This is a genomic window from Methylobacterium sp. WL64 (assembly GCF_008039945.1).
Classification (GTDB): Bacteria; Pseudomonadota; Alphaproteobacteria; order Rhizobiales; family Beijerinckiaceae; genus Methylobacterium.
Map to the genome: position 1 here is coordinate 43,885 of NZ_VRVA01000004.1, position 26,238 is coordinate 70,122.

Consider the following 26,238-nt stretch of genomic DNA (forward strand, 5'->3'; position numbering starts at 1 on the left):
CAGAACAGGAACGACAGGTCATGGCGAAGGACGCGGCCGCAAAGGCCAAGGGGACAGAGCACCCCGACTACCACTTCATCAAGGTCGTGATGACGGACGGTACCGAGTACCGGACCCGTTCGACCTACGGCAAGGAGGGTGACACCCTCAACCTCGACATCGATCCGCTCACCCACCCGGCCTGGACCGGCGGCGAGCAGAAGATGCTCGATCGCGCTGGTCGTGTCTCGCGCTTCAACTCGCGGTTCGGCAACCTCGGCAAGCGCTGATCCCGGACGGATCGCGCCGAAACGAATCAGAACGGGCGGTCCCTCGCGGGGCCGCCCGTTTTTTCGTGCCTGTTCTGCGCCGTCGCAGAGCGGGGCGAGAATTTTCTGGCGGAATGGTCTGGCGAATTTTCCAGCTCGCCGACGCGTTCGATCTTGTCTGACGCCGCAGAGAGAAAATATTCTTCTGTCTCGGTGCGCACCGGTCGTACCACCCGGCCGGCCCGGTCGGCGCGGCCTCTTTTCCAGCCAAGCCGAGCCGTCGTAATGTCCGGTGCCGTCGACGATCCGCCCGGTCACGATCCTCGGTCGTCACGGTCTCGCACGGACCCGGTGGCGGCCGTTTGTCTCGAGGTCTTCGTCGCGCGGAGCCTGAGTAGTTTCAAATTTAAGTCGATGCATCTTCTTGCGCGCTTGAGTTTTGCAAGCGGCGACTGTGGGGTTTTTCATGAAGCGCTGGCTGTTTTCCGTCGTCGCCGTTCTGCTGACCTTCGCCGCACCGGCCTTGGCGGGTGAGAAAATCAAGGTCGGCATCATGAGCGATGCCGAGGACGTCTGGGCGAAGGTCAAGGTGATCGCCGCCAAGGACGGGCTCGATCTCGATCTCGTCGTGTTCTCGGACTACCTCCTGCCGAACGCCGCCCTGGATGCCGGGGACCTTCAGGCCAACGCCTTCCAGCACAAGCCTTTCCTGGAGAACCAGATCGCCGCGAAGGGTTACAAGATCGCGCCGGTCGGGGCCACGATCGTCTCGCCGATCGGGCTCTATTCCCGGCGCGTGAAGGCGGTCGGCGAACTCAGGAACGGCGCGTCGGTCGGCATCCCGAACGACCCGTCGAATGGCGGGCGCGCCCTGCTGCTGCTTCAGGCGCAGAAGCTGATCAAGCTGAAGGACGGCGTCGGCATCCTGCCTACGGTGCTCGACGTGACCGACAATCCGAAGAAGCTTCAGTTCCGTGAGATCGACGCGGCCCAGTTATCGCGCAGCCTCGACGATCTCGATGCTGCGGTGATCAACACCAATTACGCGGTCGAGGCAGGCCTGAAGCCGGGCAAGGACTCGATCGCGATCGAGTCGTCGGTCGACAATCCCTACAGCAACTTCATCGCGGTTCGGGAGACGGACAAGAACGCTCCGTGGGTACCCAAGCTCGTCCACGCCTATCAGAACGATACGATCCGGGCCTACATCACGGACAAGCGGCCGGGGGAAGTGCCGGCCTTCTGAGGTCTGCGCGCGGTCGGAGCCTTCGGGACCGACCGCGCCGCCCTCCTCAGCCCTCGCCGAGGCGGAACGCCATGCGCAGCAGACCCTGCTGGGCCGCCACCGGACTCTCCACCGGCATCGGCGTCGGGCGGTCATCGGTGATCAGCGAATCCAGGTGCAGGATGCGGGCATGCAGCCGGCGCGCCCGCAGGATCAGCTGCTGGAGGCGCATCGGCAGCAGGGAGAAGTCCGACTGCTTCGGCGGCTCGGACTTGCCGAGCTTGACCCGATGCTTCTCCTGCAGCGCCTCCGCCGGGGTCATCTCGCCCTCCGACACCGCGCGCTGCACGAGCAGCCACGACGCGATCTGCATCAGCAGCGTCGTGAGGCGCATGCTCTCGGCCGCGTAGCTGAGCGTGGCATCCCGGGAAACCAGGCGCGACTCGTCCCGGCCCTGGCCGTCGAGATAGGCCGCCGTCTCTTCCACGAGCAGCATGCCGTCGCGGAACAGCGTCTTGAACGCCTCGGAATTGACGTAGGTCTTGCCGAAATCGACCCAGTCCCGATCGTCCCGGAACGTGACATCGAAGCCGTTCATGTGCCTCTCCTGTGCCGCCGACGGGCCAAGCCGTCCCGGACCGGGACATTCCGGCCATGGCTCTCGGGCGACGCCGCAATCCTAGCGCCGAACCGCGGCGGCATCAGGGTTAGATCTTCCTTAACCTTAATGAGCCGGCCGATGGTTAAGATATGGCGTACACGGCCAGCTGCAAGCATTCAAAAGGTGACCTGGACACCACCGAATACACGGTGCCTTGGACCGGTCTTGGAATCGGGCTTCCCTCGGGCGCGCAGGCCTTGAACAGGGGCGCGTCGGCGACGCCAGGATCAGTTGCATGACCCATTTCGAGACACCCGGAAGGTGTATCGCCGTCCGGGCTCGGCAGAGCCGGAGGCCCGAGCCGCTCGCGACAGCCGCGCAATCGTGAACGGGTCCAAGGGCTTGGTTCAGCAAGTCGGCTCATGCCGAGCCGGTAGTCACCCCGGCGGTGGCCGTTTTAATGCTGATGCTGGTGACCGCCACCGGGCGCGCTCGCCCCGATCGGTGCGACCGAGAAGGTGACCGGCACGGTGCCGGCACGCTGGAACGTGAGCGTCCCGGACACGCTGTCGCCGGCCTTCGGGGCGCCCGAAAGGCCCTCGAACATCAGGTGATAGCCGCCGGGCTTCAGCTCCACGGTCCCGCCTGGCTTGACCGTCAGGCCTCCGGAGACCGGGGCCATCTTCATCACGCCGCCCTCCATCGACATGGAGTGGATCTCGCCCGAGCGCGCGAACGGCACCGCGGCGCCCGTCAGCGTGTCCGGGGCGGTGCCGGAGTTGCGGATCGTCACGTAGCCGCCAGCGACCTTGGCGCCGTTCGGCGTGGCGCGCAGCCAGGGCGTGTCGATCGTGAGGTCGCCGGCCTTGATCGGGTCGGCCTGGGCCGCCCCCGTGAACACGCTGAGGCCGAGGAGGGCCGCGCAAAAGATCTTCATCGGCATGCTTCCGTCCTGAGGATGATGATCGACCGAGACGACACGTCAGGCCCGCGCGGCCGGTCCTTATGAGGTAGGCGGAATCCTGCGCCGGCCCGCGTTGCGGTGACATCTCTGCCACACTGGTCCACCCAGGACTGTTGTCGCCGTGCCGCATCCAGTCGCCACGTGCGCTGGCGCACGCCGACGCCACAATCCGGCCCCTTCGATAGGGAGTCTTAAGGCCATCCCGACACCGTGGCGACCGAGTACACCCGCTCTCGCCATGAACTGACGAACTCCGGACAAGAGCCAGCGACTGATGCGCATCAAGGCAACAAACCGGTTCACCGCCATGCTGGGCGTCGCCGCGCTCGGCACGCTCGGCCTCGGTGCCGCCGAGGCCCGCGACCAGGGCAACTACGCCCAGGCCGAATGGGCGCAGGACTACGCTTCGCCCGCCGCCATGCAGGTGCAGCGCGAGACCGTGCCGATCCTGTCGCCCCAGACCGTGTCGGCCACCGAGCAGATGGTCGAGCGCTACCGGGACATCGTCAACCGCGGCGGCTGGCGCCCGGTCTCCGGCGCCGACCGCCTGCGCGTCGGCGCCAAGGGCCCGGCCGTGGCCGCGGTGCGCCAGCGCCTGATCGTCACCGGCGACCTCGATCCGGCCGCCGGCGGCTCCGGCGTGTACGATTCCTACGTCTCGGCCGGCGTGAAGCGGTTCCAGGCCCGCCACGGCCTCAGCCAGACCGGCGCCATGAGCCTCGCCACCCAGCAGGCGATGAACGTGCCCGCCGACGTGCGGCTGCATCAGCTCGAGACCAACGTCGTCCGCCTGCGCTCCTATTCGGGCGATCTCGGCCGGCGCTTCGTGATCATGAACATCCCGGCCGCCCTGGTGGAGACCGTGGAGAACGGCCAGGTCGTCACGCTGCACGCCGCCGGCGTCGGCAAGATCGACCGCCAGTCGCCGATCATGAACACCAAGGCGACCCAGATCAACTTCAACCCGACCTGGACGGTCCCGGCTTCCATCGTGAAGAAGGACCTGATCCCGAAGATGCAGAAGGATCCGAACTACCTCACCGACAACAAGATCCACATCCTGTCGGGCAACGGTGAGGTCTCGCCGCGCTCGATCAACTGGAACTCGGACGAGGGCACGCGCTTCACCTACCGGCAGGAATCGGGCGCCGATTTCAACTCGATGGGCATCGTGCGCATCAACATCCCGAACCCCTACGGCGTGTTCATGCACGACACGAACACCAAGGGCGTGTTCGGCGACGATTTCCGCTTCATCTCGTCGGGCTGCGTGCGCGTGCAGAACGTGCGCGAGTACATCACGTGGCTCCTGAAGGACACGCCCGGCTGGGGCCGCGAGCAGGTCGAGCAGGCGATCGAGAGCGGCAAGCGCGTCGACGCCAACATCGCCCAGCCGGTGCCGGTCTACTGGACCTACATCACCGCCTGGGCGACCCCGGACGGGCTCGTGCAGTTCCGTGACGACATCTACAAGCGCGACGGCGTGAACGTGCCCTCGACCATCGGGGCGCCGACCCCGGTCGCCAGCGCCGAGCCGCTGCCGCAGACCTTCGAGCCCGGCGACGAAGAGTAAGTTCGCCGCGCGCCGCGCTTATCGGGTTCAGCCGAGGCCCGCACCCCTACCCGGGGTGCGGGCCTCGCGCGTTTGGGGCCGCTCTGTCATCCGGCAGTCAAATGCCTCTGCTTGGCCTTTGCCGCCGAGCAGGAGCCCCCGATGCCACGCGATTCGATCCCAGCGTCCGGACGTCTGACCCGCCGGGAGACCGTCGCCGGCGCCGCCGCCCTCTCGCTCCTGGCCGGCCGTGCCGGCGCGCAGGGATCCGCTGAGGCCACGGGCATCGTCTATGCCGTCGGGGCGGCCGGTTCCACGCGCGCGCCGCTGCCGGGCGTGCTGGTCTCCAACGGCCGGGAGGTGGTGCGGACGGACGGAGACGGCCGCTACCGCCTGCCGATGCCGGGAGACGGGGTGGTGTTCGTGATCAAGCCGCCGCGCTATGCCCTGCCGCGGGACGCCGACAACGTGCCCCGCCACTCCTACATCCACCAGCCCGGCGGGACGCCCGCGGGCCTCGGCCTGCGCTACAGGGGCATCGCGCCTACCGGTCCGCTCCCGGCCTCGATCGACTTCACCCTGACGAAGGCCGACGAGCCGGCGGATTTCGACGTGATCCTGTTCACCGATCCGCAGCCCGAGAGCCGGTTCGAGCTCGACCACGTGCGCGACACCGCAGTCGCCCGGGCGATGGCGATCCCGGCGGCTTTCGGCCTCACCACCGGCGACGTGCTGTTCGACGACCTCTCGCTCTACGGCCGCTCCAACCGCATCGTCGGGCGGATCGGCCTGCCGTGGTACAGCCTGCCCGGCAACCACGACCTCAACATGCAGGCACCGGACGCCCGCCACAGCCGCGAGACCTGGAAGCGCGTGTTCGGGTCGCCGACCTACGCGTTCCGCCACGGGCGCGCGCTGTTCGTGATGATCGACAACGTCGAGTGGATGGGGCCGCCGGTGCCCGTGGGAGCCAACACCTACCGGGGCCATGTCGGTGAGCGCACGCTCACCTTCCTGAAGAACCTTCTGGCCGAGATCCCGCCGGACGATTTGATCGTGCTGGCGACCCATATCCCGCTGGTGACCGATACCGGCGACGACCCGCGCAGCGCGACGATCGACCGGGCCGCGCTCCTCGACCTGTTGGCCGGCCGGACGGTGCTGAGCCTCGCCGGCCACACCCACACCACCGAGCACCATTACCTTTCGGAGCGGCACCACCACCACGTGATGACCGCCGTGTCCGGCTCGTGGTGGAGCGGGCCGGATACCCGCACCGGCATCCCGTCCGCCGACAGCCGCGACGGCACGCCGAACGGCTTCCACGTGCTCTCGATCCGCGGCACCGACTACACCACTCGCTTCGTCCCCGCCCAGGGCGAGCCGGACGCGGCGATGCGGATCGCCTTCGAGAGCGAATTGCGCCCGGCCGCCCCCGAGATCGTCCGGGCGAGCCACCCGATGCAGGGGCTGCGCCCGCCGGTCCCGCAGGACGCGCTGACGGCGACCAATCTCGTGGTCAACGTGTTCGACGGCGGCCCGCGCACGAACCTCGCGATTCGGATCGGCGACCGCGCGCCGGCGCCGATGGCGCGGACGCGCCGGCTCGATCCGTTCGTGACCGAACTCTACGCCCGCTATCCCGAGACCAGGAAGAGCTGGGTGCAGGCGACGCCCTCGACCCACATCTGGACCGCGGGCCTGCCCGACGACCTCGCGCCGGGCGCCCACCGGGTCACGGTCGCGGGCACCGACGAGTACGGCCGGCCGATCCGCGCCTGCGTCGTGCTCGAAGTCACGGGCGACGGCGCGCGCGGTTAGGAGGTCACGTCGGTGCGAGCATGAACGCGGCCTGCGTCGCACGCGTCAACGCCGCGCGGAGGACCGTGATCGCGGCCATCAGGACGATGGTGAGCGCCGCGGCCTCCCACGGGCTTCGAGCGATCGGACCCCAGACGTTTTGGACGGCGAACAGGCTCAAGTTCGACGCGACCAGATAGATCAGGACGTGCCGACCGGGGCTGGTCCAGAGGCGCGGGACCGCGATGCGCCGCACGATCGCCATGCTGGCCGCCCGGTAGAGCAGCAGGAACAGCGCAGGCCCGATCACCCACACGGTCGATGGTGGGAACCGCGAAGGCAGGCTCCCGGTGATCGACGCGACGGTCAGGAGGGCGTAGGTCGCCGACGCGGCGAGGCAGAGATCGATGCCGCCGAAAGGCTCCGTCCTGTCGGCGTAAAAGGCCCCCAGGAACAGCCACATCGCGTGCGGGGCGAGGGGGAAATACGTGTTGTCCGGCGCGGGGACGAAGATCGTCAGCCAGGGCAGATCGGGACCGTCGAACGGGAGACATCCGAACGCGGCCGAGGCTGCAACGCACGCCATCAGACAGGCCGGCCTGCGGACGACGTGCCCGAGCCCTCTGCCGAGCCAAACCATCGCGAGGCTCAGGACGAAGAACGAGGCGAGGAATTCGCTGTGGCCCGGCAGGTCCATCAGCGTCACCACGCCGAGGATCCGCGCCGCCGACCACCCGTTGCCGTCGGTCAGGATTACGGCTCCGATCCCGGACAGGTAGAAGGCCAGCAGGATCTTGGCCGGCCCCTGCAGCCGCTCCCACACCGGCCTAACCCGGCCGGACCGGGCGGACAGGGCCGTCCCCCAGCCGAATGCGAACAGAAATCCCGAGAAGCTCACGAGGTTGATGACGTTGGACAGGCCCGCCGTGAACCCGTCGATCGGGGCCTGGACGATCTGGACGACGTGGGCGAACACCATGCCCAGTACGAGGAACGTCTTGAAGACATCGAGTTCGACGCACCGTTCCGTGCGGACATTCCGGATGGACAAGACGTGGCCTCGGACTGCGACATCGAAGCGGCGGCGAGGCCACGCTGTGCAGTCCCCATGGTCGTCGGGAAGGGTAAAGATCGCATGCTGTGGGCCTGCCGCGCGATCCCTGGGCAGCTCCGTCGAGGCTGCTGCGCAGCACACGGCCGAAAGATGCGGTCGGATATCCGCCATGACCGGCCTCAGCCGGCCCGGCCGATTGGACCGGAACCCGTCGAAGTCGCGTTGATGGCGACCGTGGCGTTGCGGTCGGGAACGCCGCGACGCCGGGGATCCGACACCGCGGACGCGATGGCGTTCCGCGACGCCGCATACCTGGGACGGCAGCCGACGCAACCCGGCGATCACGCCCGCAACGGCCATCAGCGGGCGACGATCAGATCCTTGATCCGCGCGGCGAGCGCCTCCATCGGGAAGGGCTTGGTCAGCACCTGCATGCCGGGCTCCAGGTGGCCGTGCCCCAGCACCGCGTTCTCGGCGTAGCCGGTGATGAACAGAACCTTGAGGTCGGGGCGCCGCTCGCGGCCGGCATCCGCCATCTGCCGGCCGTTCATCCCCCCGGGCAGGCCGACATCGGTGACGAGCAGGTCGATATGCACGTCCGACTGCAGGACCTTGAGCCCCGCGGTGCTGTCGGCCGCCTCGATCGCGGTATAGCCGAGATCCTCCAGCACCTCGGTGACCAGCATCCGCACGGACGGCTCGTCGTCCACGATCAGCACGGTCTCGTCCTGGCCGGCCCGCGCCACGCTGGAGAGCTGCAGGGCGACATCGCCGCCTTCGGCCTCACCGCAATGACGCGGCATGTACAGGCACACGGTCGTGCCCCGGCCGACCTCCGATTCGATCCGCACCTGGCCTCCCGATTGCTGCGCGAAGCCGTGAATCATCGAGAGCCCGAGGCCGGTGCCCTGGCCGATCGGCTTCGTGGTGAAGAACGGCTCGAACACCCGGGCGATCACCTCCGGGGGCATGCCGGTGCCGGTGTCGGTCACGCTCAGCACGAGATACGGGCCTTCGGGGAGGTCGTGCCGGAGGGCCGCGGCCCGATCCAGGTGGGTGTTGGCGGTCTCGATGGTGATGCGCCCGCCCGCCGGCATGGCGTCGCGGGCGTTGATGCACAAGTTCAGGAGCGCGTTCTCGAGCTGGCCCGGATCGATCAGCGCCGGCCACAGCGCCGGAGCTCCTACGACGTCCAGGCCGATCTCCGGCCCGATGGTGCGCCGGATCAATTCCTCCATGCCCAGGATGAGCTGGTTCACGTTGGTCGGCTTGGGGGTCAGCGTCTGCCGGCGCGAGAAGGCGAGCAGGCGGTGGGTCAAGGCGGCCGCGCGCTTGGCCGCCCCCTGGGCCACCGTCATGTAGCGGTCCAGTTCGGCGAACCGGCCCTGGCCCATCCGGGTCTGCATCAGCTCCAGCGCGCCGGAGATGCCGGCCAGCAGGTTGTTGAAGTCGTGGGCCAGGCCGCCGGTGAGCTGGCCGACCGCCTCCATCTTCTGCGACTGGCGCAGGGCCTCCTCGGTCTGGCGCTGGCTGGTCGTGTCGATGCCGACGCCCGTGCGCCGGAGCGGCCGCCCCTCGGCGTCGTGGTAGGTATGGCCGCGGGACAGGACCCAGTGGACGGTGCCGTCCGAGTGGCACAGGCGGTACTCGAGTTCGAGGTCGCCGGCATTCGCCAATCCGCCCGTCATGGTCGTCTTGAGCGCCGGGCGGTCGTCGGGGTGGACGTTGGCGAGGAAGTCCGGACGCGGGATGCCCTCCGATCCCCGGTCCGGATCGATCGCGTAGAGCTTGGCGATGGCGGCGTCGTAGAAGAATCGGTCGCTGTCCAGCTCGTAGGTCCAGACGCCGACCCCGCCGACCGCCGACAGGGCGAGGCGCGCGAAGTCCTGGGCGTCGCGCAGGAGGGCGTCGCGCTCCTTCTCGGCCGTGACGTCCCGGCCGGTGGCGTAGAGCATGTCTCCCGCCGGGACCGCGACCCAGGAGATCCAGCGCAGCGACCCGTCCTTGTGGCGGTAGCGATTGACGATCCGCGGCTGGGCGCCCTCAGCCGCCGCGGTGTAGGCGTCGATGGTCTCGGCATGGTCGTCCGGGACCACGAACGCGTTGACGTGGCGGCCCAGGAGTTCTTCGGGCGTGTAGCCGAGCATCTTCGTCCAGGCGGGATTGACCCGCCGGAAGACCCCCGCGAAATCGATGACCAGCAGGAAGTCCGGCGACGTGTCCCAAAGGGTGTTCAGCTCCAGGGTCCGTTCCTGCACCTGCTGCTCGAGCGTGTCGTTGAGCGTCCGGAGTTCCGCTTCCGCGACCTTGCGCGCGGTCACGTCGTTGAAGAAGATCGCGATATGCCGGTCCGCGGGCTCGCCGACCCGGATGGCGCGCGCGTCGAACCAGCGCTCGAAGTTGTTGGCGTAGCTCTCGAAGTTGGCCGGCTCCCCCGTCCAGGCGACGCGGCCGTAGGTCTCGAACCAGAATCGCTCCAGGTCGGGGGCGAACTCCGTGACCCATTTTCCGCGCAGGTTGACGCCGGCCTGACGCTCGAAGGCCGGGTTGGCCTCGAGGAAGCGGTAATTCACCGGGTGGTCGCCGTCGAACTTCACCTCGACGATGGCGAAGGCCGTCTCCACCGTGTCCAGCAGCGTCCTGAACAGATCCTCCGTCTTGCGCAGGCGCTCGCCGGCCTCGCGCGGGCCGGTGCGGTCGCGCAGGATCTTAACGTAGCCGTGCCGCGTGCCGTCCTCGCGGCGCAGGGGCATCAACTCGCCGGAGGCCCAGAACTCGGAGCCGTCCTTGCGCACGTGCCACCGCTCGTCGGCGGCGCGGCCCTCGGCGAGGGCGACGTGCATCTCCTCGCGCGGCCGCCCGGCCGCCCGGTCCCGCGCGGTGAAGATGCGGTCGGCCGAGGTACCGAGGATCTCGCCGCTTCGCCAGCCGAAGATGTTCTCCGCGCCGGCGTTCCAGTCGGTGACGATGCCATCCAGGTCGGTGACGACGATCGCGAAATCGATCGCGCTCTCGATGACATGCTGGAGATGGCTGCGTTCGGGCATGACACCGTGTAGCGGCTTCCGCGGCAAAAGTTAGGTCGGCTCCTGGACTCCGACATCCATTATAAACTGCTCCGTTCGGCGCCTTGCCTAACCCATATTGGTATTCGTTCCTGGGCTCGGCGCGACGGGCCCGACGGACACCTGCGCGGCGATCAAACCGGACCGTGATCGGCATCCCCGTTGACGCCGTCGCCCCCCGGCGCGAAGCCGGCGCGAGGGTTTAAGATCGCGGGAAGGTCGGAACGATGCTGGGGACGGTCGGGTTCGCGTTCCTGGCGGGGCTGCTGTCGGTGCTGTCGCCCTGCGTCCTGCCGCTGGTGCCGATCGTCCTCGGCACCGCGGCGTCGGAGCATCGGCTGGGGCCGGTGGCGTTGGCGCTCGGCCTTGCGCTGTCGTTCACCGCCATAGGGCTGTTCGTGGCCACGATCGGCTTCTCGATCGGGCTCGACGGGGACGTATTCCGCGGTGTCGGCGCCGTGTTGCTCGTCATCCTCGGCGTGGTCCTGACGCTGCCGCGTCTGCAGGCGCGGGTCGCCACCGCGGCGGGACCCGCGGGGGCCTGGGCCGAGGAGCGCTTCGGCGGGTTCGGATCCGGTGGCTTGTCCGGTCAGTTCGGCGTGGGCCTGCTGCTCGGGGCGGCCTGGAGCCCCTGCGTCGGGCCGACTTTGGGCGCAGCGTCGCTGCTGGCGGCCCGGGGCGAGCATCTCGGGGACGTCGCCGCGACCATGCTGGCCTTCGGGATCGGTGCCGCCGCGCCGCTGATGCTGCTCGGCTTCGTCTCGCGCGAGGCGCTGATGCGCTGGCGGGGCGGGCTCGCGGCGGCCGGCACGCGCGTCAAGGCGGCCCTGGGGGTCGTGATGGTGGTGCTCGGCTTGCTCGTCCTCACCGGCACCGACAAGCGCGTCGAGGCCGCGGCTGTGGCGGCCTCGCCGGATTGGCTGAACGCGGTGACAACCCGGTACTGACACGCTCTGCACCGGCGGCCTCGGCCGGAACGGAGCCCCGCTATGACCGACGCGCCCTGTCCGGTCGGCCTATGCCATGGCGGCCCGCACCGCCCGAATCCGCGTCGAGGGCCGACGGATGGCCCGGCCCGAGAGGCAATCTTCATCCTTCACGATCACGGTGCACGCCCCTTCGAACCCACGAACCGCCTTTGACCGACGCCCCCGCATCACCGCCCGCTCACGGGGTCGCCGGCTGGCCGTTCGGGGCCGCCGCGCCCTGGATGCGCCGACCGGACACCCTGCCGGACGGACGCCCCTGGCCGCGGATCCGGATCGTGACGGTCGCCGCGGCCGGGGCGGATCTGCACGAGACCGCCGCCTCGGTCCTGCGCCAGGATTATCCCGAGCTGCGGCACGACGTCGTGCCGGCGCATCTCGGGCATGCCCATGTTGCGGCGCTGGTGGCCGATGCCGCCTGCGACGCCGTGCTCTGGCTCGCCGCCGGCGACCTGCTCGCCCCCGGGGCCCTCACCGCACTGGCGCTCGAGGCCGCGCTGACCGGCGCGGTCGCCGTGGCGGGCCTGCGCGTCCTGTTCACCGACAGGGTGCTGGCGCTCGACACGCCCGGGACGGCATCGTCGGACGCGCCGGACGACCTGCCGTTCACCGGCGGCGAGGTGTTGTGGATGCGTGGTTCCCTAAGCGCGCAGACGATGCTCGACGCGAACGGCCGCTTGAACGCGGCTGCCGCATGGTCGGCGGTGACGGACGCCGTGCGCGGGACCATCGGCCGCCCGGTGCTGCTGCAGCGCGTGGACCGGGCGCCGGCTGAGGCGCCCGATGCCCTGTCGATCGTCTCGCTCACGGGCACCGGTACCCAGGGCGGTGCCGGCGTGGCCCAGCGACGGCTCGCCGAGGCTCTGGCGCTCGCGGGTCACCGGGTGACGCATGTCGCCCTTAGCGACCGACCCGAAGCCGCCGAATGGACCGACGATTTCCCGACGGCCGAGGCCACGGTCGCGGGTGCCGGCCCCGACCTGATCCTTGCCGGCAACCTGCACGGGGCGACCCGCAGCCTCGACGTGGTCGGGCGCCTCGCCCGGGGCGGCCCGGTGGCGCTGGTGCTGCACGATCTCTTTCCACTCACGGGCCGCTGCTGCCATCCGCGCGCCTGCACCCGCGCCATCGCCGGATGCGACGCGACCTGTCCCGGCCCGGACGAGTACCCGCAACTCGCTCCGAACCGGATCGCCGGGATGCACGCTCGCAAGCGTGCCGTCCTGTCCGGTCCCGCCGGGCCGTGGCTGCTGGCCAATTCCGACTGGACTTTGGCTCGCGCGCTGGACCTGGCACCGCCCGGTACCGTGGCCGAACGGATCCGGCTGGCCTTCCCGACCGCCGCGTTCCGTCCCGGCGACTGCGCCGCCCTGCGCCGCCGGCTCGGCCTGCCCGCAGACGATGTGCTGATCCTGGTCTCGGCGGTGATCGTCGATGGGCCCGACAAGGGTTTTTCCGATCTGCGCGACGCGCTCCAGGCCGTGGCGCGCCCGGGCGTCGGCGTCGTGGCGATCGGCCGGCTCGACGATCCCGCCCGGCTCGGCGTGCCAAACCTGTTCGCGCCGGGGCTGATCGCGGACGAGGAGATCCTGGCCGCCTGGTACGGTGCCTGCGACCTCCACGTCACCGCGAGCCGGCATGAGACCCTGGGGCAGACGCCGATCGAGGCCGGCCTGTGCGGGGTGCCGACGCTGGCCTATCGCACGTCCGGCCTGACCTCGTCGGTGATCGACGGCGTGTCCGGCCGCCTCGTCCCGCTCGAGCCCGGCGCCCTGTCCCAGGCCCTGGCCGAGCTGGTGGAGGATTCCAGGGTGCGGGCGCGGCTCGGGGCCTTCGCGCGCATCGCCCTGGAGAGCCGCCATAGCCCGGCGGCCGCCGTCCTGTCGCTCGACCGCATCGTCCGGGCGCGCGGGCTGCTGGCCGGCTCCGGGCGGCCTACCTTCACGCCCGCGATGCTCGGCCATTTCCCGTTCGCGGCGCAGCGGCAGCCGGGTGCGTCCGGCACGGTGCCGGCGCCCTCCCGGCCCCTCGTGCGCCGGCTGCGCCGAGCCAAGCAGATGCTGCTCGGACGGCGCATGCCGTTGTTCGTGCGCCGCTGCCTGTACCTCGCCGGCACCCTGCGGCGGAGCGTTCCGTGAGGCCGAGCCCAGAACCACAGGGCGTCCGGCGGATCTATCTCGACCAGACCCATCTGCGCGGCCACGTCACCGGGATCGAGCGGATCACCCTCGATCTGTTCGCCCCGGACCGGCTCGCGCCGCACGATGTCCGGCCGGTCACCAGCGGCTCGCTGCCCGGAATGATCGCGCAACAGCAGTTCGGCCTGCCGCTGCGCGCTCTGGCCGACCGTGACGCGCTCTTCCTGTTCCCCGGTTTCCCGCCGGGTCCGCTCTGTGCCGTCGCGGCCGAACGCTGCCTGTTCTACGTCCACGACACCTTCCTGCTCGACCGGCCGGAGGATCTGAGCCTGAAGAGCCGGCTCTACATGAGCCCGAGCTTCGCCCGGGCGCTGCGCTGGTGCCCGAACCTGTTCGTGAACAGCCGCACCACCGGACACGCCGTCCGGGCCGTCTGCCCGCCGCACGCACGGGTCGCCCTGCTGAGGCCGTCCGTGCGGGACGCCTTCGGGCTCGCCGACCTGCCGGGGCCGGCATCCTATGGTGCGGGCATGCCGCTGCGCCTGCTGGCGATCGGCACGATCGAGCCGCGCAAGGATTATGCGGCCTCCCTGGAACTGGTCGCCGCGCTCAACCGGGCCGGCATGCCGGCGGAACTGCACCTAGTCGGGCGGGTCGGCTGGGGCCGCCACGCCTTCCTGGACGACCCGCCGCCTTACCTCCACCGGTACGGGTACCTCGCCGACGCGGCGTTGCGGGCGCTGGCCGCCTCCTGCCACCTGCTGCTCTCGACATCGAAAGCCGAGGGGCTCGGCCTGCCCCTGCTGGAGGTCCAGCATGGCGGCTTGCCGGTGGTGGCGCCGGACGCGCAGGTGTTCCGCGAGGTGCTGGGCGCCTCCGCCCTGCTGGTCTCCCCCGAGGATCCGGAGGCCGCGGCGGCGGCGCTCGCCGTCTGGGTCGGCCAAGGCGGCCTCGTCCGGTCGGCGGCGGCAAGCCGCGGGAACGTGGCGCGGTGGAACGCGGCGGCGTCGGAGGACAAGGAGCGCTTCCGCCGCTTCCTGGGAGGGGATCCGGGCGCGTACGCGGAACCGGACACCACGCGAATCGGATGAGTCCGTTTACGTAGTCCCCAACATTTAGAGGCCTGATCGGGCCACAAAATCGTGACAGAGCGTTCTCGTTCTAGCGACGATATCTATACGGTTGCTGCTGCAGGGTGTGCATCAAGGCGAGAGTACTGGTTCGGTATGCTGGTTGCTGGAGTGTCGAGGAAGACACCGCCTCGGTGGAGGTTCTGTCCCGGATCGGCACGGTGGTGACCGGGATGGGGACGGGAGCAGGATGGCGGTGGAAGACGGCACCGGTCGTCGTCCGACAGGTCAGGAGCGAGGCGCATGTTCGACTTCTCGACACGCATGAGCGGTGAGCAGCCCGTCCGCATGGTGCTGCCCCAGGTGGAGTCTCGGCCGGAGCCGCGCGTGATCCTGCGCCGCCTCTGGCGGGGTAGCGGCTTCATCGTGCTGGGCGCCCTGTTCATGGTGGCGGCCGCGGTGGCGCTGCTCGGCCTCATCCCGCCGCGCTACACCTCGTCCATCCAGGTCCTGGTGGATCCCAGCGACCTGCGGGTCGTCGAGAACGACGTGAACGCCCGCCAGCCCCAGGCCGATAGCGGCGTCTCCATCGCCGAGAGCCAGGTGCGGGTGATCCAGTCCGACAACGTCCTGCGTCGGGTGATCGCCAAGCTGCATCTCGACCAGGACGACGAGTTCGTGCTGCCCGACGGCAACAATCCGACGATCGCCTGGATCAAGGGGGCGCTCGGCATGATGCCGCCAGCCGCGAGCCGCGACCCAGTCAACATCGCCCTGGATACACTCCAGACCAAGCTCAGCGTCCGCCGGGCCGAGCGGACCTTCGTGATCGACGCTTCGGTGCAGTCGCGCGATCCCGAGAAGGCCGCCCGGATCGCCAACGCCATCGGCGACGCCTACTTCGCCGAGGAAGCCGCCGCCCGGACCGACACGGCCCGACGCGCCTACGACGCGCTGACCGGACGGCTGGGCAGCCTGAAGCGCGACGTCGAGCAGGCGGAGGGCGAGGTGGTGCGCTACCGCGAGGCCCACAAGCTCGTGGCCTCGAGTGGCCGCCTGCTGACCGACCAGCAGCTCGGCGACCTGAACCAGCAGCTCGTCACTGCGTCGATCAAGACCGCTGAGGCGAAGTCGCGGCTGGACCAGGCCCGCAAGATGCGCACCTCGGACCCGAGCACCGCCCTCCCGGAGATGCTGCAATCCCTGGAGATGCAGGCGCTGCGGCAGCAATACGCCACGCTCTCGCGCAACACCGCCGAGCTCGCCACCCGGCTCGGCGAGCGCCACCCGGCCATGGCCGAGCAATACGCCCAGCAGCGCGACCTCCAGCGCCTGATCCAGCGCGAGAAAGAGCGGATCATCGATACGACCCAGAAGGATTACGACCGGGCCGCCGCCAGCGAGGCGGCGATCCGCACCAATCTCGACCGGGTGAAGACCGAGACCGTGAGCAGCGACCGCGCCTATGTCGGCCTGCGCGAGCTGGAGCGGACGCTGGAGGCCCGCCGGGGGGTCTACGAGGCCTATTTGAAGCGCGCCCGCGAGGCGAACGAGCAGGAGCGCCTCAACACCACCAACGTCCGGATCATCTCGGTGGCCACGCCCGCCCGCCAGCGGACCTTCCCGCCCTCGCCGAAGATCGTGCTGCCGGTGGCCCTCGTGCTCGGCCTGCTGCTCGGCGGAGCCATCGCGTTGGCGCTCGGCGCCGACAGCGACCGTCGGCGGTTCCGCCGCGCCGTCGCCCGCCCCGGGACCAGCTTCCGGGCCGCCGATGCGTGATGTCGAGGCTCCGAGCCTGGCAGACCCGGAGGCGGCGTTGCGGGACCGGGCTGCGCCGGAGCCGTCCACGACTGCCACGCTGTTCGGCTACGGCTTCCACGTCGGCACCGCGTCCGCGATCGTGACCGCGGTGGCGGCACGGCGCTCGGACGGTCCCCGGACGATCGTCACCGCCAACGTCGACCACGTCGTCCAACTCGCCGAGGACGCGGATTTCCGGGGCGCCTACGCGCGCGCCGCCGCCCGGACCCTCGACGGCATGCCTCTGGTCTGGCTCGCCCGTGTCGCGAGCGGCCGGCCGGCGGAACGGATCACCGGCCACGACCTCCTGGCCTGCGTCCTGGCCGACCCGCCGCCCTACGCCCGCCGGGTGTTCTTCGTCGCTGCACGCCAGGACGTCGCCGACACGCTGACCACGCGCCTGCAGGCCGCCGGTCTGCCGGACGGCGCGGTGGCGAGTGCGGTGCCGCCCTTCGGCTTCGAGGACGACGCGTCTTACGGCAGCGCCCTGGCCGAGCGGATCCGCGCCCACGGCACCACCCTGCTGGTGATGGGCGTCGGCGCACCGAAATCGGAAGTGTGGGTCGATCGCCAGGGCCGGGCGCTCGGCAACCCGGTGGTGTTCTGCGTCGGCGACGCTCTGTCGGTCGCGGCCGGCTGCCTCCCCCGCGCCCCGTGGCTTATGCAGCGGCTCGGCCTCGAGTGGGTGTTCCGCTTCCTGTGTGCCCCGCGCCGGCTCTTCCGGCGCTACTTCATCGAATCCTGGCGCTTCATCGGCATCGCCATGCGCGACCGGGTTTCGGGCCGGCGGGATTGAGGGGGCGGGCCGGCGCCGGGTGCGCAAGCCCGATCCCATCGACGCCCAGATCGTCGGCGTGATTGGATGGAGGTTCGTCCGGGTTCGCTGCGCTCGCAATGACGGCGAGAAGCGTGGTCTGTCATTCCAACGTGTCGCGGGCGAGCTTCAGTCGGCTACGCAAACAGCTCCGGCCGTCGCAGTTGAAGCGCGAAGAGCAGCAGCAGCGACTTCATGTCGGTGAGGGCGCCGCGGCGGGTCATGGCCAAGAGTTCCGGCAGCGGGATCTCGTGCACGGCCACCGCCTCGCCCTCCGCGGCCAGGCCGCCGCCGGCGCCGGTACGGTCGGATTCGCCGTAGGCGGCCAGGAACAGGTCCATCCGCTCCGTCGAGATGCCCGGCATCGTCCAGGCGCTGGCCACGAGGTCGAGGGCGCCGAGGCGCAGTCCGGTCTCCTCGGCGGCCTCGCGCCGAACCTCGTCCTCCGGCGCGCCGTCGTCGAGCAGCCCTGCCGGCACCTCGACATGGCTCGGCGGACCGCCGGAATAGAGCACCGGCGCCCGGAACTGCGAGACCAGCGTCGCCACGCGCCGGACCGGATCGTACGGCAGCACCGCGACGGCGCGGCCGTGATCCTCCATCTCGCGCGTGATGCGCGTGCCATCGTCCTGCATCACCTCGGCCACGAGGTAGCGGGCCCAACCCTCGTGCACGAGGCGCACGCCCCCGATCCGTGGTGCCATGCCGTCTCCGCCCTATCCCTGAGAACCGGACGGATCGCTCAGGAATGCGGCGGCTTCGCGGAGGCGGTCATGCGGAAACACAGGCGATCTCCGCAGCGCTCGGCCGAATCCAGCCGGGCACCCTCCTCACGCACGAGGTTCGGGATGTCGATCATCGCCATCGGATCCGTGCAGACGACCACCAGGACCCGCCCGGTGCCCAGCGCGCGCAGGGCCTTGCGGGTGCGCAGGACCGGGAGCGGGCATTTCAGCCCGGTCAGGTCGAGTTCGACACGATCCGGTTCGTCGTCCTGCACGGGGTCGGCCTCATCCCGCACCGAGACCCTGGCTCGCGACGACTGACTACCACTCGTGATAGCCGAAGACCGGACCGCGATACGTGTCCGGCGCGAACACATAGTAGGTCGGGCCGTAATAGCCGTATTCCATGCTGCGGCCAGGGGTCGGCGCGTAGCCGTATCCGTAACCGAACGGCGCCGGATAGCCGTACTCGCCGTAATAGCTGTATTCCGGACGGACCGGGACCGCGGCGACGAACCTGCCGCCCACGTGCGGGCGTGCCACCGGGACGGCGCGTTGGGCACGATACGGGCCCAGATCCGCGGCGCAGCAAACGCCGCCGGCCGTCACGGCGGATAATACGCCGGCCGCGAGAGCGACGGTGTGGCGAGTCATGGCGTCGGTCTCCTGACGAGGACGATTCGGCCTCGGGGGGATCCGATCACATGGCCGGCGACAGACTAGCATCGCGGGCCTTGGCCGAAGCTTGCGCCTCCCGTTTAAGGTGATTCGGAGAGCGGGCCAGGCCTCGGGCGACCGCGTCCGACAGGCGGCAAAAAACTCCCGGCCGCGATGGGACCGGGAGTGTGGGGCAGGCTCGAATTCGGGCTTACCAGCCGTAATCGTCGTAGCCGTAAGCTGGGTAGCCATAAGCGGGATAGCCGTAGCTGCGGACCGGGGCGTAGCCGTAGGCCGGATACCCGTAGCCGCTGTCATAGCCGTAGCGGGGAGCCGCACTGGCGGCCAGCGCACCGCCGATGATGCCGAGGGCGGCACCGGCCGCGACGGCGCCGGCGACACGGCCGCCGTAGCCGCGACGGTATCCGTAGCCGCCACCGTCATAGCCCCGGCGCCAGCCGACGGTGTCGATCTGGGTGCTCGGGCCGCCGACCTGCACGGAATTCTGCGCCGGAAGGGGAGCCGCCTCAGCCGGCGGTGAATGAACCGGCGATCATGGCCAGGGCCGAGGCGCCGGCGACGAGCGATGTGGTGATGCGAGACATGGACACTTCCTCCACGCGCTGAACCAACGGCGTGAGGACCGTCAGATATCGCACTTCGTTCCGCGCCACGGTGTGCGGCCGCACGGTCCCGGGAGTTGCCGGTTCAGAACACGCATTCCGAGAAGGCCGGGCGCACGCAGGCACCCCAGCGGCCCTCGTAATCGGCCAGCAGGTCGTCGGCCCGGGTGCGCCCCGCCGTGACGATCGCCTCCAGGGGCTGGAGGTAGACGGTCTCGTCGCGGCCCTCGGCATCGCGGCGGGCCCGGGCGCGCAGACCCGCGCGGGCGATGGCCAGCGCCTCGGCGGCGACCGCGCCCAGCGTGGTGTTGGCGACCGGCGTGGCGAGCCCCAGACGCGGCGCCGTCGCCCGGGCGGCCTCGCGGTTGGCCGGGCTCCAGCCCTTCACCAGGTCGAGGGCCGCGTCGAGGGCCGATTCGTCGTAGAGCAGCCCGGCCCAGAACGCGGCCTGGGCGGCGATCATCCCGGGATCGCCGACATCGGCGCCGCGCATCTCCAGGAAGCGCTTGAGCCGGACTTCCGGGAACGCCGTGGAGGCGTGGTTGGCCCAGTCTGCGACCGTAGCGTACTCGCCCGGGAGCTGCGCCAGCTTGCCGGCCATCAGGTCGCGGAAGGAGGCGCCCGACACGTCGTGATAGATGTCGCCGCGCTTGACGAAGTACATCGGCATGTCGAGCAGCCAGTCGACATAGGCCTCGTAGCCGAAGCCGGATTCGAACGCGAAGGGCAGCATGCCGGTGCGATTGGGATCGGTGTCGCGCCAGATCTCCGAGCGGCGGGACAGGAAGCCGTTGGGCCGCCCGTCGGTGAACGGCGAGTTGGCGAACAAGGCGGTGGCCACCGGCTGCAGCGCCAGGGAGGCGCGCATCTTGCGCACCATGTCGGCCTCGGAGGCGAAGTCGAGATTCACCTGTACGGTGGCGGTGCGCAGCATCATGTCGAGGCCAAGCGATCCGACCTTCGGCATGTAGCCGGCCATGATCTTGTAGCGGCTCTTGGGCATGACCGGGGTCTCGTCCCGGCGCCAGCGCGGGCTCATGCCCAACGTGAGGAAGCCGATATCGAGGGGATCGGCCGCACGCTTCGTGGCCGCGAGATGGGTGGCGAGTTCGGCCGCGGTGCCGTGCACGTCCGGCAGAGCCGCGCCGGACAGCTCGAACTGTCCACCCGGCTCGATCGAGATCGCCCCGCCTTCCTCGGCCGACAGGCCGATGATCTTGCCGAGGTCGAGGATCGGCTCCCAGCCGGTCTCGCGGGCGAGCCCCTCCAGCAGGGCGCGGATGCCGCGCTCGCCGTCATACGGCACGGGCTCACGGGTCTCCCGGTAGAACGGGATCTTCTCGTGCTCCGTGCCGATGGCGAATCGCGCGCGCGGCTTCTCGCCGGCGGCGAACCAGTCGATCAGTTCAGCGCGCGTGGTGAGCGGCGTGTTGTCGTTGCTGTCGCGCGCCATGCGCTGCCTGCCCGTGCCTGTGAACTATGCCTGGGATGGGAGCGCACCGGACTGCTCCAGCGTGTCCGTCCGGTTCGACCTCGTCCCGCCCCATCCAGCGGGCGGAGTCCGGACGGACACCCGCACCGGCCCTCTGGGGAGAGCGGCGCGGGTGAACATCCGTTCCGGGACATAATCGAGGCGCTCGGAACCGACAACGCGGCGCCGTGGACCCGGACGCCCGTTCGACCCGGTTCGACGGAACAATCCCGCGCCGCACCGCTCCGATGTGCGCCGGCACACATGCGCTCGGTCGGTGCCGACATCAGCGCGCGTCGCCGAGCACCGCCTGGACCAGGGTCAGCACCACGACCGCGGCCGTGTCGGCACGCAGGATGCGCGGACCCAGCGACAGGGCCACGGTGTTGGGCCGGGCCCGGATCGCCGCCCGCTCCTCCTCGGAGAAACCGCCCTCCGGCCCGACCAGAACGGCCAGCGGCGGCGGTGCGGCGGGGTCGGCGGCCTCCCGGAGCGCCCGCACCGGGTCGCTCACCGGGGCGTCCTCGTCGCAGAACACCACCAGCCGCTCGGGCGCCAGGCCCGCAAGCGCGGGGCCGAGCTTATCCGGATCGCAACACTCGGGGATCGCCAGGATGCCGCATTGCTCGGCCGCCTCGACGGCATTGGCACGCAGGCGGTCCATGTTGATCCGCTCGCCCTGGGTGTAGCGCGTGATCACCGGATGAATCGTCCCGGCGCCCATCTCCACGGCCTTCTGGGCCAGGTAATCCAGGCGCGCACTCTTCAAGGGCGCGAACAGGTAGTGCAGGTCGGCGCGTGGCGTCTGCGCGCGGGTACGCTCGGCGACGTGGAGGTCCGCGCCCTTCCGGCCGGTCTGGACCAAATGCGCGCGCCACTCGCCGTCCCGTCCGTTGAACACCAGCACGGGATCGTCGGGTCCCCGACGCAGGACGTTGAGCAGGTAATTCGCCTGGGCGCGGTCGAGCGGCAGCACGGTTCCGGCGGCGAGGTCCGGTTCGACGTGGAGGCGCGGGGCGGTGAAGTCGTAGGCCGGCATGGCCGGGTGGTCGCGCGGCCCGGCCGGGCTGTCAACGCACCGCGCCGTCGACCTGCGTCCAACGACATGTTGCCGAAAGGTTACGAGGGCGACTTTTTGGCGCTTCTCCCACACGCGCAACGCCTCGCCGGTTTGCCGCTCGATTGACGCCACATTCCTATGGCGAACCCAACGGAACGGAGTGGAGCCGGCGTCACGCGGGTTCCGGCAGGCGTCGAGGGAGTCGCAGGATGGCACACGGGAGCTTGAGTCTGGGGGCGGCGGCGCTCGTCGGCGGTCTGCTGTTCGGAACGGCGGCCTTCGCGCAGGGTGCCGCGCCGGAATGCGGCACGATCCAGAAGACCCTGGCCGAGCGCAAGGCGCTGGTCTCCCGCGCAAACGCGGCGTCGAACAGCAAGAAGAAGATGACCCCGCAGGAGGCCTGCGCGCTGTTTGGCAAGCTGCAGTCCAACGGCGCAGAAGGCATCAAGTGGATCACCGCCAACAAGGAATGGTGCTCGATCCCGGATTCCTTCGCCGAAGGCTTCAAGGCCGACCACCTGAAGGTCAGCGGCATCCGCACCAAGATCTGCAGCGTCGCCGCTCAGGCCACCAAGATGGAGGCGCAGGCCCGCGCCCAGGCGCAGAACGGCGCCAGCAGCGGCCTGCTCGGTGGACCGGGCTTGACCGGCAGCTTCAAGCTGCCGCAAGGCGCGCTGTAGAGCCGTCCGGGAGGATTGCGGGCGGCGCGACCCCCTCCGAGGCGGGGGGATGCGTACGTGGGACGACCGGAGATCCGACCGATGAGCGGGACGGCAGCGGGGGACGGGCGTCCGGCCGACGCGGTCACCGGACATTGGGTCGAGCGCGCGGCGCCACGGTCCTGGCGGCCCTATCTGCGCCTGGCGCGGATCGACCGGCCGATCGGCTGGTGGCTCCTCCTCCTGCCGTGCTGGTGGTCCTCCGCGCTGGCGGCGATCAAGGCGGACCTGTCCTTTCCCGATCCCTGGCACTGCCTGCTGTTCCTGGTGGGTGCGGTGGCGATGCGCGGGGCGGGTTCGACCTACAACGATATCGCCGACCGCGACCTCGACGCGCAGGTCGAGCGCACGCGCCAACGCCCACTTCCCTCCGGACAGATCCGGCCGCGCCACGCGGCCCTGTTCCTGCTGGCTCAGGCGCTGGTCGGGCTGGCGGTACTGCTGCAGTTCAACGAGCAGGCCGTGATCGTCGGGCTCTGCTCCCTTCTCCCGGTGGCGATCTATCCGTTCATGAAGCGGGTGATGCCGATGCCACAGGCGGTGCTGGGGCTGGCCTTCGCGTGGGGCGCGCTGATGGGCTGGGCGGCCCTGTTCGCCCGGCTCGATGCCCCGGCGCTGCTGCTCTACGCGGGCACGATCTGCTGGGTGGTGGGCTACGATACGATCTACGCGGTCCAAGACATCGTGGACGACGAGATGGCCGGGATCCACTCCTCGGCCCGGCTGTTCGGCCGGCACGTGAGGGGGGCCGTCGGCCTGTGCTACGCGCTCGCGGCGGCCTTCGTGGCGCTGGCGGCCCGGGATGCGGGGGCTGGACTGGTCGGATCGATCGGGGTCGCGGCCTTCGCCGGGCACCTGGCCTGGCAGGTCCTGTCGTTCCGGGAACGTGACGGGCGCGGGGCGCTCACGCTGTTCCGCTCGAACCGGGACGCCGGCCTGATCCTGTTCGTGGGCCTCGCCGCGGACGCTGTGGTGCGCAGCCTGTCCTGAGTTCCGGCCGGGGTCTCAGGTGCGGGCGATGATCTCGTTCTCACCGCGAAAGATCTGCGGCCTGGCCGGCAGACGGCCGGTCTTGCGGCGGGCGAGGAAGCGCGGCCGACGGGCACCGAGTCCGGCATGCCGGCGGCGGATGCGCACGCGCCCAAGGATCAGCCGGCCGATCTGCTCGGAGACCGGCACCAGGACACCGTCCTCCCGGACGATCATGCGGACCAGCCCGGCCCGGGCGGCGATGTCGCGCCAGACGGCGACCACGTCGTCCTCGTCGAAGCAGCCGAGGCGATCCAGCTCCTCGCCCTCGGCATCGACCAGGATCAGGCTGAACCGGTCGGCGCCGCAGATCTCGGCATCCTCGGTGGCGTAGGCCAGGGCGATTCCAGCGGCTTTGCGGGCGCCGGAGATGCGGCCGATCACCGGAAGCGGCGATGCGACGATGGCGAAATCGGCCAGAGCAGCGGCCCCACGGGCATCCATCGAAGGTCCTTCGCGGCGTTCGTCCGTGAACGAGGAAGTGTTCATCTGTGCGCGTCCCTGGAGCAAGTGGCGACCCGCTCGGGGCCGTCCGTTATGCCAAGCAAAATCGCACCCGAACTCCTCCGCACAGCTTAATCACCGTCGTTAAGCGATTCTGGACGGGGATGTCATTTGAGGAATGCTCAATGCTTCCTTGAATGCTCAACACTTCCTTGCGAAGATCGATCGGTCTTGATCGATCCAGGGGGCAGAGTGCGGATCCTTGTGGCCGTGCCGGCTGCGCCCTACAACGGACGCTACCGGGCGGCATGGCCTTCCGGTACCCAACACCGCCTGCCGAGCCGGCTCACTTCATCCGACCTGCCGGGCGGAGTCCCCGATGTGGCCCGATCCCGGGCCTGACGCATGCCCCGCGGAGCGCGATGCCCGAGCCCATCACCGACGCGGCCGTCTCCGCCCTGATGCCGGACCTGCGCGCGGTCATGCGCGAGGCCGCCGACATCGCTCGCCCGTACTTCAAGCTGGGCGGACAGACCTCCGCGCGGATCTGGTCGAAGGCGGGCGGGTCTCCGGTGACGGAGGCGGATGTCGCGGTCGACACCTTCCTGAAGATTCGCTTGAGCGCCCTGGTGCCCGCGGCCGCGTGGTTGTCCGAGGAGACCGCGGACGATCCGGCGCGCCTCGGCCACGACCTCGTGTGGATCGTCGATCCGATCGACGGCACCCGGGCGTTCCTGTCCGGGCATCCCGACTGGTCGATCGCGGTCGCCCTGCTGGCCGGCGGCCAGCCGCGGATCGGCTTCGTCCACGCCCCGGTGGGGAACGCCGATTACGAGGCCGTTCTCGGACGCGGCGCGACCCGCAACGGCGAGCCGATCCGGGTCGATCCCAAGGAGACGCTTCAGGGCGCGCGCATCACCGGCCCCAAGCCGATGCTCGACCGGCTGTCGCGCGGGGCTGGCGCCTGCGTCGATTTCGAGCGGATCGACCGCATCCCATCACTCGCCCTGCGGCTCGCCCGGGTCGCGGAAGGGTCGGTCGATGTCGGGCTGATCTCCGGCAATGCCCGCGACTGGGACATCGCCGCGGCCGACCTGATCCTGCGCGAGGCGGGCGGAACGGTCTGCGACCTCAAGGGCGAGGCGACCACCTATAATCGGCCGGACCCCGTCCACGGCGAATTGCTGGCCACGCCGGTCGTGCTGCGCGACCCGGTCCTGGCGGCCTGGGACCGATAAGGTCGAACCGACCCGCACCGGGCGCGACCCCTTTCCCGGACACCCGGCACGTTCGTGGACGGTGATCCGAACCGGCAGGCAAAGCGCTGCATGCGACGGGGAAAGCGACGGCGCGAGAGGAGCAGCGCCGCTGCACGACCTATCGAACGTAAGAAGCCGCGTTCGATCCGAGATCGAACACGGCCCTGTACGTCAGGCGTGCCTGGCAGATCCGCTAAGGAACGTCGGCCCTCAGGCCGCCGCCGCCTCGCGGATGACCACAGCGTTGGGGGCCAGCCCCAGACGCTCGGCCAGATGCCAGCGCAGTTCGCGGGGGGAGTGATAATTGTAGGACCGATCGATCAAGTTGCTCAGATCGGTCTTAGCCTCATTCGCGGAATTGGCCCGTGCCAGCCGACCGACCCGGAAAGTCGATGCATCGGTGACGGGAGAGCGGACGCCGCGGCGCCGCGTGTATTCGAACATCATTATCGCGTGTGTCTTTTCTTTTCTGGACCGAACGTCTGTGTGCGCCCGGCGTCGTTTCTGCTGGTTGCCTCCGACGCCCCTCGACCGAGCGGTCTCGCCCGGATGGAAGCGTCGGAAGGGGGAGCCGCCGCGCGGCCGGTAAGAACCCGCTGGGGTTCAGGCCGCCTGAAGGTTGCCGGCGGCGTCCTTGCCGCTGCGCTTGTCCGTCAGGATCTCGTACGAGAGCCGCTGGCCCTCGACCAAGTTGCGCATCCCAGCCCGCTCTACAGCGGAGATGTGAACGAAAACGTCCTTGCCGCCGTCATCGGGCTGGATGAAGCCGTAGCCCTTGGTCTCGTTATACCACTTCACAGTGCCGGTGTTCACGTAGGATACCTCGTCGTCCATAGGCCATGCGCACGGCGAAAAAGCCGCGCGATGCACCACGGTCTTGCTGGGTTGGCCAGTGTGGCAGGGCGCGAGACGCTGGGCGTTAAAAAGCACCGGT

23 protein-coding genes and 2 pseudogenes are annotated in these 26,238 nt (G+C 69.8%); 12 read left to right on the forward strand and 13 right to left on the reverse strand.

All coding sequences use genetic code 11. The features are described 5' to 3' along the window. The first annotated feature begins 20 nt into the window (after nt 1-20). On the forward strand, nt 21-269 hold the full coding sequence (gene rpmE / locus FV242_RS03395; RefSeq protein ID WP_007565880.1) for a 50S ribosomal protein L31: 249 nt from the start codon (nt 21-23) through the stop codon (nt 267-269). A gap of 445 nt (nt 270-714) precedes the next feature. Next, complete coding sequence (locus FV242_RS03400; protein ID WP_147937945.1) at nt 715-1,494, forward strand: MetQ/NlpA family ABC transporter substrate-binding protein; 780 nt, start codon at nt 715-717, stop codon at nt 1,492-1,494. A 46-nt stretch (nt 1,495-1,540) separates the two neighbouring features. Here FV242_RS03400 and FV242_RS03405 read toward each other — a convergent pair whose 3' ends face one another. Further along, nucleotides 1,541-2,071, reverse strand: coding sequence for a DUF1465 family protein (locus FV242_RS03405; protein WP_147906275.1), 531 nt, complete (start codon nt 2,069-2,071; stop codon nt 1,541-1,543). Between the two features lie 460 nt (nt 2,072-2,531). Further along, nucleotides 2,532-2,945 (reverse strand): annotated as a pseudogene (locus FV242_RS03410) (copper chaperone PCu(A)C); the annotation flags it as partial. 367 nt (nt 2,946-3,312) lie between these two features. Between FV242_RS03410 and FV242_RS03415 the strand changes: the two are divergent. Together FV242_RS03415 and FV242_RS03420 are read left to right on the forward strand one after the other, a co-directional pair. After that, entirely contained in the window at nt 3,313-4,611 is a 1,299-nt protein-coding gene (locus FV242_RS03415; RefSeq protein ID WP_147906273.1) for a murein L,D-transpeptidase, read from the forward strand. Nucleotides 4,612-4,752: 141 nt separating this feature from the next. Further along, entirely contained in the window at nt 4,753-6,411 is a 1,659-nt protein-coding gene (locus FV242_RS03420) for a calcineurin-like phosphoesterase family protein (RefSeq protein WP_147937947.1), read from the forward strand. 4 nt (nt 6,412-6,415) lie between these two features. Here the strand turns inward: FV242_RS03420 and FV242_RS03425 are convergent, their stop codons facing one another. Both FV242_RS03425 and FV242_RS03430 read right to left on the reverse strand, forming a co-directional pair. Beyond that, nucleotides 6,416-7,441: a heparan-alpha-glucosaminide N-acetyltransferase domain-containing protein gene (locus tag FV242_RS03425; protein WP_187278320.1), complete on the reverse strand. Its 1,026-nt coding sequence runs from the start codon at nt 7,439-7,441 to the stop codon at nt 6,416-6,418. Nucleotides 7,442-7,803: 362 nt separating this feature from the next. Further along, nucleotides 7,804-10,491, reverse strand: a complete 2,688-nt coding sequence (locus FV242_RS03430) for a PAS domain S-box protein (protein ID WP_147937949.1) — start codon at nt 10,489-10,491, stop codon at nt 7,804-7,806. A gap of 245 nt (nt 10,492-10,736) precedes the next feature. Here FV242_RS03430 and FV242_RS03435 point away from each other — a divergent pair, with 245 nt between their 5' ends. From FV242_RS03435 to FV242_RS03455, 5 genes are all read left to right on the forward strand, one after another. Continuing rightward, complete coding sequence (locus FV242_RS03435; RefSeq protein WP_147937950.1) at nt 10,737-11,456, forward strand: cytochrome c biogenesis CcdA family protein; 720 nt, start codon at nt 10,737-10,739, stop codon at nt 11,454-11,456. Between the two features lie 191 nt (nt 11,457-11,647). Further along, a complete protein-coding gene (locus FV242_RS03440; RefSeq protein WP_147937951.1) occupies nt 11,648-13,633 on the forward strand; it encodes a glycosyltransferase in 1,986 nt (661 codons plus the stop codon). After that, the gene (locus tag FV242_RS03445) at nt 13,630-14,724 is read left to right on the forward strand and encodes a glycosyltransferase (RefSeq protein ID WP_147937952.1); all 1,095 of its coding nucleotides are present in this window, start codon (nt 13,630-13,632) and stop codon (nt 14,722-14,724) included. The genes FV242_RS03440 and FV242_RS03445 overlap by 4 nt, the downstream gene beginning before the upstream one ends. A gap of 282 nt (nt 14,725-15,006) precedes the next feature. Beyond that, nucleotides 15,007-16,482, forward strand: coding sequence for a GumC family protein (locus FV242_RS03450; protein WP_147906265.1), 1,476 nt, complete (start codon nt 15,007-15,009; stop codon nt 16,480-16,482). Beyond that, entirely contained in the window at nt 16,475-17,299 is an 825-nt protein-coding gene (locus tag FV242_RS03455; protein WP_147937953.1) for a WecB/TagA/CpsF family glycosyltransferase, read from the forward strand. Before FV242_RS03450 ends, FV242_RS03455 begins: the two co-directional genes overlap by 8 nt. A gap of 155 nt (nt 17,300-17,454) precedes the next feature. On the opposite strand, the gene FV242_RS03460 is transcribed toward FV242_RS03455, so the two are convergent. The 6 genes and pseudogenes from FV242_RS03460 to FV242_RS03485 form a co-directional block, all read right to left on the reverse strand. Next, nucleotides 17,455-18,021, reverse strand: coding sequence for an NUDIX domain-containing protein (locus tag FV242_RS03460; RefSeq protein ID WP_147855938.1), 567 nt, complete (start codon nt 18,019-18,021; stop codon nt 17,455-17,457). Between the two features lie 38 nt (nt 18,022-18,059). Then, the gene (locus tag FV242_RS03465; protein WP_246692582.1) at nt 18,060-18,317 is read right to left on the reverse strand and encodes a sulfurtransferase TusA family protein; all 258 of its coding nucleotides are present in this window, start codon (nt 18,315-18,317) and stop codon (nt 18,060-18,062) included. Between the two features lie 46 nt (nt 18,318-18,363). Next, nucleotides 18,364-18,696 carry a hypothetical protein gene (locus tag FV242_RS03470; RefSeq protein WP_147906262.1) on the reverse strand — a complete coding sequence of 111 codons (333 nt, stop codon included), beginning with the start codon at nt 18,694-18,696 and terminating at the stop codon, nt 18,364-18,366. Between the two features lie 214 nt (nt 18,697-18,910). Next, nucleotides 18,911-19,304, reverse strand: a pseudogene (locus FV242_RS03475) (hypothetical protein). A gap of 103 nt (nt 19,305-19,407) precedes the next feature. Then, nucleotides 19,408-20,775 (reverse strand): glutamate--cysteine ligase, encoded by a 1,368-nt coding sequence (locus tag FV242_RS03480; RefSeq protein WP_147906260.1) that lies wholly within the window; start codon nt 20,773-20,775, stop codon nt 19,408-19,410. A gap of 304 nt (nt 20,776-21,079) precedes the next feature. Next, the gene (locus FV242_RS03485) at nt 21,080-21,832 is read right to left on the reverse strand and encodes a 16S rRNA (uracil(1498)-N(3))-methyltransferase (protein WP_147937955.1); all 753 of its coding nucleotides are present in this window, start codon (nt 21,830-21,832) and stop codon (nt 21,080-21,082) included. A 230-nt stretch (nt 21,833-22,062) separates the two neighbouring features. On the opposite strand from FV242_RS03485, the gene FV242_RS03490 reads away from it, so the two are divergent. Both FV242_RS03490 and ubiA read left to right on the forward strand, forming a co-directional pair. Then, on the forward strand, nt 22,063-22,533 hold the full coding sequence (locus tag FV242_RS03490; protein WP_147854650.1) for a hypothetical protein: 471 nt from the start codon (nt 22,063-22,065) through the stop codon (nt 22,531-22,533). A gap of 81 nt (nt 22,534-22,614) precedes the next feature. After that, on the forward strand, nt 22,615-23,562 hold the full coding sequence (gene ubiA / locus FV242_RS03495; protein ID WP_147937956.1) for a 4-hydroxybenzoate octaprenyltransferase: 948 nt from the start codon (nt 22,615-22,617) through the stop codon (nt 23,560-23,562). 15 nt (nt 23,563-23,577) lie between these two features. Here ubiA and FV242_RS03500 read toward each other — a convergent pair whose 3' ends face one another. Further along, nucleotides 23,578-24,045 carry a DUF6101 family protein gene (locus FV242_RS03500; RefSeq protein ID WP_147906256.1) on the reverse strand — a complete coding sequence of 156 codons (468 nt, stop codon included), beginning with the start codon at nt 24,043-24,045 and terminating at the stop codon, nt 23,578-23,580. A gap of 422 nt (nt 24,046-24,467) precedes the next feature. Between FV242_RS03500 and FV242_RS03505 the strand changes: the two genes are divergently transcribed. Continuing rightward, nucleotides 24,468-25,283, forward strand: a complete 816-nt coding sequence (locus FV242_RS03505; RefSeq protein ID WP_147937957.1) for a 3'(2'),5'-bisphosphate nucleotidase CysQ — start codon at nt 24,468-24,470, stop codon at nt 25,281-25,283. A 231-nt stretch (nt 25,284-25,514) separates the two neighbouring features. On the opposite strand, the gene FV242_RS03510 is transcribed toward FV242_RS03505, so the two are convergent. Together FV242_RS03510 and FV242_RS03515 are read right to left on the reverse strand one after the other, a co-directional pair. Continuing rightward, nucleotides 25,515-25,751: an AsnC family transcriptional regulator gene (locus FV242_RS03510; RefSeq protein ID WP_147906254.1), complete on the reverse strand. Its 237-nt coding sequence runs from the start codon at nt 25,749-25,751 to the stop codon at nt 25,515-25,517. Nucleotides 25,752-25,907: 156 nt separating this feature from the next. Further along, complete coding sequence (locus tag FV242_RS03515) at nt 25,908-26,117, reverse strand: cold-shock protein (protein ID WP_007565868.1); 210 nt, start codon at nt 26,115-26,117, stop codon at nt 25,908-25,910. Nucleotides 26,118-26,238: the final 121 nt, after the last annotated feature.